Annotated in this window: 12 protein-coding genes and 1 pseudogene; 9 read left to right on the top strand and 4 right to left on the bottom strand. The window is 64.2% G+C overall.

Annotated features, from left to right (window positions below):
• Positions 1-55 precede the first annotated feature (55 nt).
• The 3 genes from PQR32_RS37810 to PQR32_RS37800 form a co-directional block, all read right to left on the bottom strand.
• Positions 56-1789, bottom strand: coding sequence for a ClcB-like voltage-gated chloride channel protein (locus PQR32_RS37810; RefSeq protein WP_408239732.1), 1734 nt, complete (start codon positions 1787-1789; stop codon positions 56-58).
• Positions 1790-1901: 112 nt separating this feature from the next.
• Positions 1902-2639: a glutathione S-transferase gene (locus tag PQR32_RS37805; protein ID WP_408239652.1), complete on the bottom strand. Its 738-nt coding sequence runs from the start codon at positions 2637-2639 to the stop codon at positions 1902-1904.
• A 169-nt stretch (positions 2640-2808) separates the two neighbouring features.
• Positions 2809-3894, bottom strand: a complete 1086-nt coding sequence (locus PQR32_RS37800; RefSeq protein WP_408239649.1) for a YeiH family protein — start codon at positions 3892-3894, stop codon at positions 2809-2811.
• Positions 3895-4015: 121 nt separating this feature from the next.
• Between PQR32_RS37800 and PQR32_RS37795 the strand changes: the two genes are divergently transcribed.
• The 8 genes from PQR32_RS37795 to PQR32_RS37760 all read left to right on the top strand — a co-directional run bounded on the left by PQR32_RS37795 (position 4016) and on the right by PQR32_RS37760 (position 12082).
• Complete coding sequence (locus tag PQR32_RS37795; RefSeq protein ID WP_408239646.1) at positions 4016-4906, top strand: LysR family transcriptional regulator; 891 nt, start codon at positions 4016-4018, stop codon at positions 4904-4906.
• Between the two features lie 347 nt (positions 4907-5253).
• Positions 5254-6039 (top strand): IolE/MocC family protein, encoded by a 786-nt coding sequence (locus PQR32_RS37790; RefSeq protein WP_408239643.1) that lies wholly within the window; start codon positions 5254-5256, stop codon positions 6037-6039.
• Between the two features lie 206 nt (positions 6040-6245).
• Positions 6246-7229 (top strand): sugar kinase, encoded by a 984-nt coding sequence (locus tag PQR32_RS37785; protein WP_408239640.1) that lies wholly within the window; start codon positions 6246-6248, stop codon positions 7227-7229.
• 124 nt (positions 7230-7353) lie between these two features.
• The gene (locus tag PQR32_RS37780; protein WP_408239637.1) at positions 7354-8649 is read left to right on the top strand and encodes an MFS transporter; all 1296 of its coding nucleotides are present in this window, start codon (positions 7354-7356) and stop codon (positions 8647-8649) included.
• On the top strand, positions 8649-9614 hold the full coding sequence (locus PQR32_RS37775) for a 2-hydroxyacid dehydrogenase (RefSeq protein ID WP_408239634.1): 966 nt from the start codon (positions 8649-8651) through the stop codon (positions 9612-9614). The genes PQR32_RS37780 and PQR32_RS37775 overlap by 1 nt, the downstream gene beginning before the upstream one ends.
• 25 nt (positions 9615-9639) lie before the next feature.
• Positions 9640-10728 (top strand): LacI family DNA-binding transcriptional regulator, encoded by a 1089-nt coding sequence (locus PQR32_RS37770; RefSeq protein WP_408239631.1) that lies wholly within the window; start codon positions 9640-9642, stop codon positions 10726-10728.
• Positions 10729-10799: 71 nt separating this feature from the next.
• Positions 10800-11618 (top strand): YhfC family intramembrane metalloprotease, encoded by an 819-nt coding sequence (locus tag PQR32_RS37765; protein ID WP_408239628.1) that lies wholly within the window; start codon positions 10800-10802, stop codon positions 11616-11618.
• A 95-nt stretch (positions 11619-11713) separates the two neighbouring features.
• A complete protein-coding gene (locus PQR32_RS37760) occupies positions 11714-12082 on the top strand; it encodes a DUF3022 domain-containing protein (protein WP_408220444.1) in 369 nt (122 codons plus the stop codon).
• Between the two features lie 139 nt (positions 12083-12221).
• On the opposite strand, the gene PQR32_RS37755 is transcribed toward PQR32_RS37760, so the two are convergent.
• Positions 12222-14285: a hypothetical protein gene (locus tag PQR32_RS37755; RefSeq protein ID WP_408239625.1), complete on the bottom strand. Its 2064-nt coding sequence runs from the start codon at positions 14283-14285 to the stop codon at positions 12222-12224.
• A gap of 285 nt (positions 14286-14570) precedes the next feature.
• On the opposite strand from PQR32_RS37755, the pseudogene PQR32_RS37750 reads away from it, so the two are divergent.
• Positions 14571-14708 (top strand): annotated as a pseudogene (locus PQR32_RS37750) (alpha-ketoglutarate permease); the annotation flags it as partial.

Raw genomic sequence — 14708 nt, 5'->3', positions numbered from 1 at the left:
GCACGCGCCCCAAAGAGAGCGCGGGCGCGGCCTGAAGGCGAAGTGCGCGCGGCGTCTAACGCGTCGGATTCATGCGGAAGTACGCGTCGAGCAGCGAGGTTTTATAGACCACGCCGGCAAGCGTGGGATGCGCGGCGCTTTCGATCACCGGCAGGCGCTCGCCCTGAAACGCGAGGAAGTGCTGCAACGCCACGCCGAGCGGCATGTCCGGCGTGAGCACGTCGAAATGCGGCTGCAGATAATCCGCCGCGGTCTTCGCGGACGTGTCGCTGCCGTCGAGCAGATCGGAGGTGATGTCCTTGAGCGCGACCACGCCGAGGAACGCACCGGACTCGTTCGCCACGTAGAGGTATTTCACCGGATATTCGAGGAACACGCGTGTCATGTCCTGCACGGTCGCGTTGGGCGGCACGACGGTTTCGGCGGGACGGATCAGCTCGCGCATCTGCGTGGCGCGCAGACGCGAGCGCTCCTGTTCCTCGTGATTGCGGCGCAAGGTGATTTCGTACATGGAGGTCTTGCCGATCGCGCGCGACACGAAATAGGCGACTACGCAGGAGAGCATCAGTGGCAGCACGACCTGATAGCTGAGCGTCATCTCGAAGATCATCAGGATCGCCATCAGCGGCGCCTGGGTGGCGCCAGCCAGAAACGCGCCCATGCCGACCATCGCGTACGCGAACGGCGCCGACGTGCCGTGCGGCCACAGCGCGTGCATGCCCTGGCCGAACAGCGAGCCGACCACCGCGCCGACGAACAGCGTCGGCGTGAACACCCCGCCGACCGCGCCGGATCCCGCCGTGGCCGCCGTGGCGACGAGCTTGAACACCAGCACGAGGACGAGCGCGGTCCACGTCCACGGCGAATGCAGAATCGAGTTGACGACGCTGTAGCCGTTGCCCCACACCTCGGGCGTCCAGACCGACAGAATGCCGACCACCAGGCCGCCGAGCGCGAGCCTCACGGGCAGCGGCACCGGCAGCTTGCGAAAGCTTTGCTTCGACACGTCGAGTAGCCGCAGAAACTGCGGCGCCGCCGCGCCGCACAGCACGCCGAGCGCGACGAACAGCAGCACCTCGAGGCCGGCCACCGGCGGGAACACCGGCATTTCGTACGGCGGCTTGTAGCCGGCGAATTCACGCATCGTGATGTTGGCCACCACCGCCGAGACCACCACAGGCCCGAAGCTCTCCATCGCGATCGAGCCGAGCACGATCTCGGTGACGAAAAACGCGCCCGCGATCGGCGCGCTGTACGCGGAGGTGATCCCGGCCGCCGCGCCGCAGGCCACCAGCAGGCGCAGCCGCGGCGGATCGAAATGCACCCAGCGTCCGATCAGCGAACCGGCGAGCGCCGCCAGTTGCACCATCGGACCTTCACGGCCGATCGACCCGCCGCTCGAAATCGTGAACAGCGACGACACGCTGCGCCACAGGCTCAGCTTGACCGGCACCACGCCGTCGCCGATCGCGACCGCTTCCATGTAATCGACGTGATTGCATTTGTCCTCGTAACGCCGCGCGATCAGCAGAAAGAAGCCGGCGATCAGGCCGCCTGCCGCGGGCAGCCAGATGCGCACGGTCCACGGCAAGCCGCGCGCCATTTCGACGAAACTGCCGGACTTGCCGACGATCGCGAATTGCAGCAGCGCGATGCCTTCGCGAAAGGCGATTGTCGCGAAGGCGCCCGCGACGCCGACCACGACCGACCAGATCAGCATCGTGTGGGCGTCGGAAAGGCGGAACAGATCTTGGGCGCGGGTGCGCAGCTTCAGCAGGAATGAAAGCACGTCGACGGTACGGGTCGTGAAAGTGGGTTGAACAGCGCGCACGGTAACAGCATCGCGCCCGCTTTGGACGGCGGGCGCGAAACGTTGAGTGAACGAGGGAAGAAGGCGCGGCTCAAGTCGCCGCCTTGTCGAGTTCCGGGTAGTGCCGGAAGATGCAGGCCTCGTTGTGTTCGATACGCCGCTCGGACTGCAAGTACGCGGCGATGTTCGGCCGCTCGATCACCGCGTCGTGCAGGGCGGCGAGCCGCGGGTAGTGTTCGCCGAAACGCTTGAGCGCGCGCGGAAACGCGTACAGCAAGCCGTCGATCAGCTGGAACATCGACAGGTCGACGTAAGTGAGCGCGTCGCCCACCATGAACTGATCGCCGGCCGGATTCTGTTTGAGCACGCGCTCGAAGTACGACATGAATTTCGGAATGCGGTTGTCGATGAAGTCGTGCGCGCGCACTTTGGCGGCGTCTTTCTGGTCTTCGTAGTAAAGCGCGCTGGCGAGCGGGTGGTGCGTGTCGTGCGCCTCGGTGACCATGTCGGCGATGGTCAATTGCAGGCCGTTGGCCACGTAGCGCAGGCTCTCCACCGAGGGCGCGAGTTTCAGCCGGGGGCCAAGATAGAACAGGATGTTGGCGGTCTGCGCGATCACCAGGTCGCCGTCTTTCAGAAACGGCGGCGCGAACGGCGGATATGGCTCGTCCTTGCTCTTCATCACCGACATCATCGCCTTGGTGCCGAGACCGTCGGACGGTTCGCCGCGCGCCACTTCCACGTAGTCGGCGCCGGCTTCTTCCAGCGCCAGTCGCACGAATTCGCCGCGGCCTTGCAGGCCGTCCCAATAGTAGAGTTCCAGACTCATCGATCGATCCTCATTCCGGTTGCATTGACGGGACGCCTAAGCGGATTGCCTAAGCGATTGCATGAGCTGACGACGTCAGCAACCAGTATGCCGCGCGAGCGGGCCGGATGGGTCTCCAGAATGCGCAAAACCCCGCACGCGGCGGGGTGGGTGTGAAGGCGAGGGCGGCTTAGCCGAACAGGTGCTGGACAGTCCATGTAATTCCCAGTCCACCGGCAATCAGCCACACATACAGGATGAAGCCGGTGGTCAGTGCGCGGGGACCGGCCTGACGGATCTGCGCAATGCGCGTTTCGATGCCGAGCGCGGTCATGGCCATGGTCAGCGCGAAGGTGTCCAGCGTGTTGAGCGTACTGGTGGCGGCTTCGGGCAGCACATGCAGCGAGTTGATCACGACGAAGGCGAGGAAGCCAAGCGCGAACCAGGGAATCGCCAGCTTGCGTGGTGCGTTGCCTTGCGCGCCGGCCGCAGCCGATTCGCGACGTGCCGAACGGTTCACCCACATGCCGACGATCAGCAGCACCGGCACCAGCAACATCACGCGGGTCATCTTGACGATGGTGGCGATGTGCGTCGCTTCCGGGCTCACGTTGCTGGCCGCGCCGACCACCTGCGCCACTTCATGGATCGTGCCGCCGAAAAAGAGGCCCGCGCCGACCGTATCCAGATGTAGCCAGCCTGCCTTGAACAGGATCGGGTAGAGGAACATCGAGAGCGTACCGAACAGCACCACGCTGCCCACGGCCATCGCGCTCTTGTGCGGCTTGGATTGCAGCGTCGATTCGAAGGCGAGCACGGCGGCGGCGCCGCAGATCGCGCTGCCCGCGGCAGTCAGCAAGGCCGTGTCGCGGTCGAGCTTCATGATTTTCATGCCGGCCCACGTACCGATCACGAGCGTGCTGACCACGATCAGGACGGATTCCGCGAGGCCGGGTACGCCGACCTGAGCGATTTCCTGCAGGCTCACGCGCAGCCCGAAGAAGGCCACGGCGATGCGCAACAGCTTGCGCGCCGAGAAATTGACGCCGGCCGCCCAACTGGCGGGCATGCCATCGCGCAGCGCGTTGCCGTACATGGCGCCGGCCACGATGCCCACGATCAACGGGCTCAAGCCCAATCCGGCAATGGCGGGAATCGCGGCGATGCGCGTGACGGCCGCGGCAAACAGCGCGACGAACAGAATGCCGTTGAGTTGCCCGCGAGTGGAAAACCCGGCAGGCGTCGTACTGGCGGCGGTGAGATGAGCGGTGGACATGGAGCAGCCCTTTTCTGTGACTGACTAAGATTCAATGGGGCTAATCCTAAATTAGATATATCGATATGAAAAATCATGATTTAGAATGTAATGTATCGCTTCAGCCGATATTTGGACCTCCATGACCCCGGATCAACTTATAACGTTTGCTGCTGTCGCCGAGCATCGCAATATCAGCCGGGCGGCTGTGGCGCTGCATTTGTCGCAGCCCGCCGTGTCGGGCCAGTTGCGGCAGTTGCAGGACGAATTCGGCGAGCCGCTGTATCAGCGCGATGGCCGCGGCGTGCGTCTCACGCCCGCGGGCGAGCAGCTCGCCAGCTACGCCACGCGGCTGCGCGACACCTGGCGGCAGGCGCATGCGTACCGCGACGCCTTGCGCGGCCTGGAGCAGGGCACCCTGCGGATCGGCGCGAGCACCACGCCGGCGAGTTACCTGCTGCCGTATCTGATCGCTGACTTTCATCGCCGCTATCCGGACGTGACGCTGCATACCGCCGACGGCAACACCACGGAGATCGTCGGCGCGCTCGATTCGGTGGACATCGCGATGATCGAGGGGCCGGTCGGCGTGGATCTGCCGCCGGACACCGCGGTGCATGCGTGGCGCGAAGACGAGATCGTCGCGATCATGCCGCGCTCGCATCCGTTGGCGCAGTTGGGCGACGGCGCCCCGGCTGACCTGGCGGCGTTCGGCGAGCATCCGCTGGTGCTGCGTGAGGCGGGCTCGGGCGTGCGGCAGATCGTCGAGCGGGCGTTCGCGCGGGCGGGCGTGCCGATGCGCGTGGCGTTGGAGATTGCGGGCGTCGAAGGCGTGAAGGAAGCGGTGCGGGCGGGTATGGGCATCGGCTTCGTCTCGGCCATGTCGATGCGGCACGAGGACCGCGCGCTGTGCCTGCTGTCGCTTAGCCCGGAGCCGCTCACGCGGCGGCTGTCGATTCTGGTCCCGCATGCGAGCGCACCGTCGCGGGTGGTGGAGCAGTTTCTGGCGCTGTGTCTTGCGGAAGAGCCTTGAGTCTTCGGCGCTGGCAGCCGACGCCCCGCGTGCGGATGGTTTAGCGCAAAAACGCGTCACGGTCCGGCGCCAGCCTGCTACCGTCGCGACTTGGGCCGCGGCTTCGTCGCCAGCGTCGGTGAACCGCCGGCCGCCGGATGAATTTCCCCGGTGAGACCCTTCAATTGGCCAGGCCGGCCCCCAAATCCCACACCGTGCCAACCCGCGCCTGGGGATTTCCACTATGGTGCATGACGGCGGCCTCGGCGCACTATTCGGGCATCGGAAGCGCCTCGGCGCTTTTTTTCGAAGTGTATTTGGAACCGGTTCCAAATGCCGATCACGACGCAGATTTGAGTAAATTCGACATGGCTGACGCAGCGGTAGACCCAGTGGACGTAGTGATCGTCGCAAGCGCATTCGGGATGGACGCGGTCCGCACGGACGGTCATCTGAAGTGGGCGCAAGCGAGCAAGCAGGCCGGCGCGGCGGGATTCGAAGTGCGCCGCGAACTGTTCGCCGACGAGACCGACGCCGCGCCGCATCACCTGCGCGCGCTCGGCAAGCAGATCGCGGAATTGGGCTTGTGGTCCGTGTACTCCACGCCGGCTTCGCTGTACACGGCGCAGGGCAAGCTCGACGCCGACGCGTTGCGCCTCTCGGTCGAAGAAGCGCTCGCGCTCGGCGCGCGTTTCGTCAAGTTGCAGCTCGGCGGTTTCGCCGCCGACGCCAATGCCGCCGTGATCGCCGATCACATGCGCTGCGCGGCGCTGCGACTCGTCGTCGAAAACGGGCAATTGGCGGAGGGCGGTTCGCTCGCGCAGTTCACCGGCCTGTTCGACGCATTGGCGCGAGAAGGGCACGCCGACGTGCTCGGCATGACCTTCGACATCGGCAACTGGGCCTGGCGCGAGGTCGCGCCGCTCGAGGCCGCCGCGCCGCTGGCGGCGCATGTGGAATACATCCATTGCAAGACGACGGTGGGCGAGGGCGCACGACGCTTTCCCGCCGCCCCGGCCGTCGACGACACCCAGTTCGCCGCGGTGCTCGACAAGCTGCCGCGTCATGTGCCGCGCGGCATCGAATTTCCGTTCGATACGAGCCGTGTCGACACGGACGCGGCGCATTACGTCGCATGGCTGGCCGCCGCGTGAGCGGCAGGTAGAACCTGAGAGAGAGCAGCGACACCGAGAAAAGCACGCGGCAACAAGCACGCGGCAAACGGAACGCAGCAACGGAAAGCGCAAAACGGTAGGCGCAAACGGAACGCGGCAAACCTTGCGCGGCGAACGCTAAGCGGCAGGCACCGACGCAAAACTCGCAAAACACGCAGCAAAAAAAGATCACGCAGGAGCGAAGCATGAGCACCACAACCGCAGCACTCGATGTCATCACCTACGGCGAAGCGATGGCCATGTTCGTGGCCGCCGAAACCGGCCCGCTCGCGGGCGTCGGGCAGTTCACGAAGCGCGTCGCCGGCGCCGATCTGAACGTGGCGATCGGTTTGTCGCGCCTCGGCTTCAAGGTGGGTTGGATGAGCCGCGTCGGCAACGATTCGTTCGGCCAGTACGTGCGCGACACGTTGACGAAAGAGGGCATCGACCAGGGCTGCGTCACCACCGACGAGCACTATCCGACCGGCTTCCAGCTCAAGTCGAAAAACGACGACGGCAGCGACCCGGCGGTCGAGTATTTCCGCAAGGGTTCGGCGGCAAGCCATCTGTCGCTGGCCGACTACGCGGCGGACTACGTGCTGCCGGCACGTCATCTGCATCTGACCGGCGTCGCGCCCGCGATTTCGGCGAGCTCACGCGAACTCGCGTTCCATCTGGCGCGGGAAATGCGTGCTGCCGGTAAGACGATTTCCTTCGACCCGAACCTGCGTCCGACGCTGTGGCCGTCGCGCGCCGCGATGGTCGAAGGTTTGAACGCGCTCGCCGCGCTGGCCGACTGGGTGTTGCCCGGCATCGGCGAAGGCGAGATTCTGACCGGCTACACGCAGCCGGACGACATCGCGAAGTTCTATCTGGACCAGGGCGCGCGTGGCGTGATCATCAAGCTCGGCGCGCACGGCGCGTACTTCCGCACCGCCGACGATGCCGCCGTGATCGCCGGCCAGCCGGTCGCGAAAGTCGTGGACACGGTCGGCGCGGGCGATGGTTTCGCCGTCGGCGTGGTCAGCGCGCTGCTCGAAGGCAAGTCGCTGCCGCAAGCGGTAGCGCGCGGCAACCGCATCGGCGCGCTGGCGATTCAGGTGATCGGCGATTCGGAAGGGCTGCCGAGCCGCGCCGAACTCGACGCGCTGGAAGCAGCCAGCGCGCCGTCCGTCGCGGCCGCGGCCTGACAACCCGCGACGCGGGCAAAGCGCCGCGTTCAGTCAAGCTGCCTCGATAACAGCAAGAGCGCCCGAACAGAGCGCCCCATGACCGTCCATCATTGTTTCGGGAAGCCGTCCAAGGAGACACCCCATGACCTCATCGCTTGCGATTCGCCGTTGGTGGACGATCATGCCGATCGTATTCATCACGTACAGCCTCGCTTATCTGGATCGCGCGAACTTCGGTTTCGCGTCGGCCGCCGGCATCAACCAGGATCTCGGCATCAGCAAGGGACTGTCGTCGCTGATCGGCGCGCTGTTCTTCCTCGGTTATTTCTTCTTTCAGATCCCGGGCGCGATCTACGCGGAACGCCGCAGCGTCAAGAAGCTCGTGTTCTGGAGCCTGATTCTGTGGGGCGGTTGCGCGTCGCTCACCGGCATGGTCAGCAATATTCCGTCGCTGATGGTGATCCGCTTCGTGCTCGGCGTGGTCGAAGCCGCGGTGATGCCGGCCATGCTGATTTTCATCAGCAACTGGTTCACCAAAAGCGAGCGCTCGCGCGCCAACACTTTCCTGATTCTCGGCAATCCGGTGACGGTGCTGTGGATGTCGGTGGTGTCGGGCTATCTGGTGCATTCGTTCGGCTGGCGCCACATGTTCATCGCCGAAGGCGCGCCCGCGATCATCTGGGCGGTGATCTGGTGGTTCATCGTGCAGGACAAGCCGCAGCAGGTGTCATGGCTCACGCAGCAGCAAAAGGACGACCTCGCCGAAACGCTGCGCGCCGAGCAGGCCGCGATCAAGCCGGTGCGCAACTATAGCGACGCGTTCAAAACGCCCGCGGTGATCAAGCTGTGCGCGCAATACTTCTGCTGGAGCATCGGCGTGTATGGTTTCGTGCTGTGGCTCCCGTCGATCCTGAAGAACGGCTCGACGCTCGGCATGGTCGAAACCGGCTGGCTCTCGGCGCTGCCTTACCTCGCCGCGACCATCGCGATGCTTGCAGCTTCGTGGGCATCGGATAAACTCAACCGCCGCAAAGTATTCGTGTGGCCGTTCCTGCTGGTCGGCGCGGTGGCCTTCGCGGCTTCGTACGCGCTCGGCTCCACGCATTTCTGGCTCTCGTATGCGCTGCTGGTGATCGCCGGCGCCGCGATGTACGCGCCGTATGGCCCGTTCTTCGCGATCGTGCCGGAATTGCTGCCGAAGAATGTCGCGGGCGGCGCGATGGCGCTGATCAACAGCATGGGCGCGCTCGGTTCGTTCGTCGGCTCGTATGTGGTCGGCTATCTGAACGGCGCGACCGGTTCGCCCGCGGCGTCGTATGCATTCATGAGCGTGGCGCTGATCGCCGCCGTGATTCTGACGCTGATCGTCAAACCGCAGGCGCAAGAACAGAACAACGCGCCCGCGGCTCGCCACCCCGTTGCAAGGAAAATAAGCTGATGAAGAAGATCGTCGCCTGGAAATCGTTGCCCGAAGATGTGCTCGCCTATCTGCAACAACATGCGCAAGTCGTGCAGGTCGATGCCGCGCAGCACGACACGTTCGTGGCCGCATTGAAGGACGCGGACGGCGGCATCGGTTCGAGCGTGAAGATCACGCCGGCGATGCTCGAAGGCGCGGCGCGGCTCAAGGCGCTCTCGACCATCTCGGTGGGCTTCGACCAGTTCGATGTAGGCGATCTCACGCGCCGCGGCATCGTGCTCGCGCACACGCCGGACGTGCTGACCGAGTCCACCGCGGACACGGTGTTCTCGCTGATCCTCGCGTCGGCGCGGCGGGTGGTCGAACTCGCCGAGTGGGTGAAGGCGGGGCGCTGGCAGCACAGCATCGGACCGGCGCAGTTCGGCGTCGACGTGCAGGGCAAGACGCTCGGCATCGTCGGGCTTGGACGGATCGGTGGCGCAGTGGCGCGGCGCGCGGCGCTCGGCTTCAACATGAAGGTGCTGTACACCAACCGCAGCGCGAACCCGCAGGCCGAGGAGGCTTACGGCGCGCGGCGCGTCGAACTGGCTGAACTGCTCGCCGTGTCTGACTTCGTCTGCCTGCAAGTGCCTTTGACGCCGGAAACGAAGCATATGATCGGCGCGGCTGAATTGAAATCGATGAAGAAGAGCGCGATCCTGATCAACGCGTCGCGCGGCGCGACCGTCGACGAAAAAGCGCTGATCGAAGCGCTGCAAAACGGCACGATCCACGGCGCCGGTCTCGACGTGTTCGAGACCGAACCGCTGCCGGCCGACTCGCCGTTGCTGAAGCTGGCGAATGTGGTCGCGCTGCCGCATATCGGTTCGGCGACGCTTGAAACCCGTCACGCGATGGCGCGTAATGCGGCGGAGAACCTGGTCGCCGCGCTCGACGGCACACTGGCCAACAATATCGTCAACCGCGAAGTTCTTTCGAAATGAGCCGATTCCGATCGATGAGCAGCCGATGAGCACGACGCCGCAGGCCACGCCGCGCCGCGCGACGATCACCGACGTCGCGCGCGAAGCCGGCACCGGCAAGACCAGCATCTCGCGCTATCTGAACGGCGAGATGAGCGTGCTGTCGCCTGAACTGCGCGCGCGCATCGAGGCCGCGATCGCGCACCTGGACTACCAGCCGAACCAGATGGCGCGTGGCCTCAAGCGTGGCCGCAACCGTCTGATCGGCATGCTGCTCGCCGACCTCACGAATCCCTACACGGTCGAGGTGCTGCAAGGCGTCGAAGCGGCATGCCACGCGCTCGGCCTGATGCCGCTGATCTGCCATGCGGCGAACGAAGTCGAGATGGAGCGGCGCTATCTGCAACTGCTCACCACGTACCGGGTGGAAGGTGTGATCGTCAACGCGCTCGGCGTGCGCGAGGAAACGTTGCGGCCAGTGGGCGGCGGCGGGATTCCGGCGGTGCTGGTGGACCGTTCGGTGGATGGGCTCGTCGCGGATATGGTCGGTCTCGACAATCGGGCGGCGGCTGAACTCGGCACGCGGCATCTGCTGGACAATGGTTTTGACGATATCTGGTTCGTGGTTCAGCCTTTCGAACAGGTGAGCTCGCGGCAACTGCGCGAAGCGGCGTTCCGTGAGGCGATGAGCGCTCAGAGCAAGCAAGGCAGCAAAGGCGCCGCGCGCGGTCACACGCTGGTGCTGAATCTCGCGGATGCCGCCGACGTCGAGCGCAGCCTCGCCGAACTGGACCGCGCGATCGACGCGGCCGCCCACGCGCGCGACGCCGCCGGCGCCACGGGCAACGCCGCGCGCGTCGCCTTGTTCGCGGCCAATGCGCCCGTCGCGCTCTGTCTCGCCTTGCATCTGAAAGCGCGCTACGGCGCCGACTGGCAAGCCCGCGTCGCGCTGCTTTCCATCGACGACCCCGAATGGGCCGAATTGACCGGCGTCACCACGATCCGCCAGCCGACCTACGAGATCGGCTACCGCGCGGTCGAGTTCCTGCACGAACGCATTGAAGGCGTTCAGACCACAGCGCGCGACTGTCTTTTGCCGGGCGAATTGATCGTCCGCGCCTCCACTTTGCGCTGAATTCTCGCCGATCTGCGATCATTCGGGCTGCGGCGCGCAGCGGGTGCGCGCCGGACATCGCAAGGAAACTCATGGTTGTTGCACCGCTTACCCTCTCGAGCCTCGCCCTCGCGACGCTGCTCGTCGCCGCTTTACCCTTTCTGATCTACCGCCGTCTGCGCCGTCCGCTCGCGCTGAAACCGCGCGACGCCATCGCCGGCATCGCCGTTTTCGGGCTATTCGCCATGGTGATCGAGCGCGCGCTGAACGACTACGTGCTGCATCGGAATGAAGCGACCGCGAGCTTCCTGTCGAATCCGCTCGCCTTCGTCGCGTACGGCGCGCTGGCCGCGGGTATTTGCGAGGAAGTGGGGCGGTTCATCGGCATGCGGCTGCTGCTCAAGCGTGCGGCGGCGAAGTCAGGCTCCACGTCGCTGGCAACGGGCACGAACGACGGCACTGCGCTGACCTACGGCCTCGGCCATGGCGGCGCCGAAGCGTGGCTCGTCGGCGTGCTGGTGCAGATTCAATGGATCCTGTTCGCGGTCTTCGAAAACCGCGGCCAACTGGACGGCTATCTCAGCAATCTGCCGACCGATTCGTTGATGCGTATCCACCTGATTCTCGCCAGCCTGACGCCGCAGACCGCCGGCATTTTCGCGCTCGAACGCGTGGCCGCGCTGGTGTTCCAGATCGGTTTGTCGGTGTTGATGTGGCGTGGCTTGCGGGTCGGCTGGCGCGGCATCCTGCCGCTCGCGATCGCGTTGCATGCGCTGGTGGACGTGCCCGCCGCGATGTTCCAGGCGCAGCTGGTGCCGCTCGCGGCGGTGGATGCGGTGTATGCCGTGGGAGCGGTGATCGTCGCGGGATTGCTGTTCCGGGCGTACAGGCGGCCGGCGGTGGCCGCTTGACGCCTATGATGCCCGCTTGATGCGTGCTTCACGTTGAACCGTTGGCCGTTCTCTACAATCGGCCTCCCATCACGCCTATCCTTTCGGCACACCCCATGGAAGAAGCTTACCAATACGACTGCGCCAATCCCGAGTTCGAGGAACTGGCACGCGTCATCAGCGATCTGTTTCCCGAGCAGACGCAGTTCATCCAGCGCGCCGCGGAAGACGGCACGCCGACGCTGGCGATTCACTGGGTGGCGATGCGTTTCGGCGCGACCGCGCGCCGTATCGTGATGACCGTGGTGATCGCGCCGGCCGCGTTGGCGCGTTATCGCGCGCTGCCGGCGCGGCTGCGCGGCCGCAGTTTCGCGGTGCTGCGCGCGTATGTCGAAGCGAGCATCGGCTCGCTCGAGGAGCAGTATGCGAACGGCGAGGCGGTCCCGCGCGATGTCACCGTGGATCTCGGCGAGGAGTTTGCGTAACGGCGTTCGCTTGAATCATCGGTGGATCGCTCGTTGCGATGTCCGCAGCGGAACGATGCGATGGCACTTCGCGTTCGTATGAGCATGAGCATGAGGCGGCCCGACGTGCGAACGGCGTCGTTGCGCACGCCGGCGCTGCTCAATCTCCGTCGTAGGGCTCGGCGATCGTCTTGCCGGGGTGCTTCGCGTTGTATTCCTCGCGTATCTGCTCCTTCAGGTTGTACTTATCGGTCTCGAGTATGCGGGCGTCATACTGATCCGCAATTCCGCCGACGATCAGCCCGAGTGTCGCCAGCGCGAACGACAGCGCGGGGCCGACAACCGGCACGAATCCAATCATGCCGCTCGACAGATTGACGACGGATGCGGCGAAGTCCAGCCGGTCCTGTGGCGTCAGCGTACCCGCACTCTGCTTCTTCAGGTACGTATCCAGCGCAGCGCCAAACGACGCGCTGCCAAGAAGGGTATTGATCGCGGCGGGCACCATTTGCATGCGCAGCGGCTTGGAAATCTTCATCCAGTCGGGCCAGCTGTCGGTTTTCGCGAGTATGCTGGCTTGACGTTGCCCGAAGAACTTCGTGTATTTGTCGGTCCACTCCTTCAACTTCGAAGGACGCTCGCTCGCGGGCGTATCCTTCAGCAGCCTGCCGAGGTCGGCGAAAGCGGTTTTGGCATCGATGAGCGCGTTTTCCCGCTCTTGCATTGCGCTGTTGAACTGGTCGTAGGCTGCGTGTTTCAGGCCCGCCAGTTGATCGAGCTGTTTGCCGAGTTCGATCGCGTCCGGCTTGCCCGACTGGCGCGCGGCGTCGGCTGTGTCGAAGCCCTGGCTCTTCAGTTTGGCGATGACATCCTGCGCCTTTGCATCGATCGTCTTGATGTTTTGGTGGGCGTCGTTGGCCGCATCGACCGCCGAATCTTTGAATTGCTTCGCCATGTCCTTCATCTCGAAATAGCTGGGCGCGAGATCTTCCGTCGCATCCTGCAATTCGAGCTGCTGTACATCAGGATTCGTCTTCTCGAGCTTCGCGATCACATCGTTGCGCAAGGCTTGCTGTTGCTGCGTGAGTTGGTCGTCGATGTGTCCAGCGGTTTTCTTTTCGAGTTCGTCGACCTCGTCATCGGGCTTGTCGTGCGGGTCGAAGTCGGCGAACTCCGCTGTCTGGCTGGGTCCGACGACCGGTTCCGAAGGGCCTTGCGTTTGGCCAACCTGGCCCGTGGACCCGCCAGTGCCGGTGCTCTGCGGTCCGGCCATTTGTACCTTTGCTTTCGCCTGCTGCAGCTTGACCAGATGATTGCCCACATCGGTACCGATGCCGACGGTGACCTCGTTGATGCCCTGTCCAATGGTCGCGCCCGCCGTGATGAAGTCCTTCGTCGGATCCTGGCCGTTGCGCAATTTCTCCATGCCGGACAGAAACGATAGCCCGCCTTTTGTGAAATAACTCGCGGCGGCATTCAGACGGGTGCCAGTCAGGATGCTTAGCCGGCCGTTCGGTCCCAGAGGATCGAGTACGCTCTTGGTCGGCCGCTGCCACGTTGCGAAAGGCGAGTTCCTCAGGAGAGCGGAGTTGTTGAAGCGCGCTTCGTCGAAGATGAATGCTCGTGTGTACGTGCTCGCCGCCTTGCCATATTTTCCGTAGTTCGAAGCGGGATCCGGATGATGAGTCAACGCCGACAGGTCGACGTTGGCTTGCTGGCCGATGGCCTCCAGCGACTCATCGCCTTTGGAGTTCTGCAGCGCGGTCGTGAGCCGGTCGATCTTTGCCTGCAATTCGGGCCTCGGTTTGTCCGATGCGCTCAATTGCAGCACCCGGCTGTAGGCCGACGCCGCTGCGATCATGTGGTCGGTCGTATCGTGATGGTGTTCGACGTCGTCATCAACCGTGGAGAGCGACGCATAGAACGTTTCCATATCCGCTGCGATCTCGTTGCCTATCACCGCCTTCGTCGCAATGGCGTTAGCTTCGATATCGACCTTGTTAGCTGCGGCGGCCCGGGTCGCGACGGGCCCTTTGGACGGCAAACGTGGATCGGTTTTTGGAGCTAAGCCTGCGTTTGCGAGGGACGTGGAAGGCTGGTTCGAACGCTGCCCGTGGCCGGCAGCCGCCGGCACGGCACGACTCTGCGAGCTCTGCGCGTTGTCCTGATTATTCGATGACGTTCCATCTGGCCAGAGCGGGTAAGAGCCTGTATTGACTTTCATTGAAACTCCTGCAGAAAGGTGCCTCGTTCAGTCACATCTTGCCGTCGGGGCACATTGAACGGCGTCTCATGTTCGCGCCGCCCAATGGTCCGGAGGAAGTGAACATACATTTGGTGACGCATAGCTCGCGGGTCGACGCGCTCGATGCGCAATTTAGAGATGCAGAATATCGAGCTGCGCGACGTGACATTCATTTAGAATGCCGAGCCAAGAAGTGAATAAAGCGTGGCGGACCCGCGCACTACAAATACAAATCAACAGGGACATCTAGGAGTACAAAGATCAATGACAAATCTCAATATTCCGGCGGCGGTTTCCGCACTCGACACCCGGCGCCGTATCTTCGCGATCGTTGGCGCTTCATCGGGCAATCTCGTCGAGTGGTTCGACTTTTATGTGTATTCGTTCTGCGCGCTGTACTTT

The sequence above is a fragment of the Paraburkholderia dipogonis genome (assembly GCF_046027395.1).
In the GTDB taxonomy this organism is placed as follows: domain Bacteria; phylum Pseudomonadota; class Gammaproteobacteria; order Burkholderiales; family Burkholderiaceae; genus Paraburkholderia; species Paraburkholderia dipogonis_A.
The sequence above is the reverse complement of the archived record's forward strand: the minus strand, read 5'-3'. Positions and strand labels throughout refer to the sequence as shown.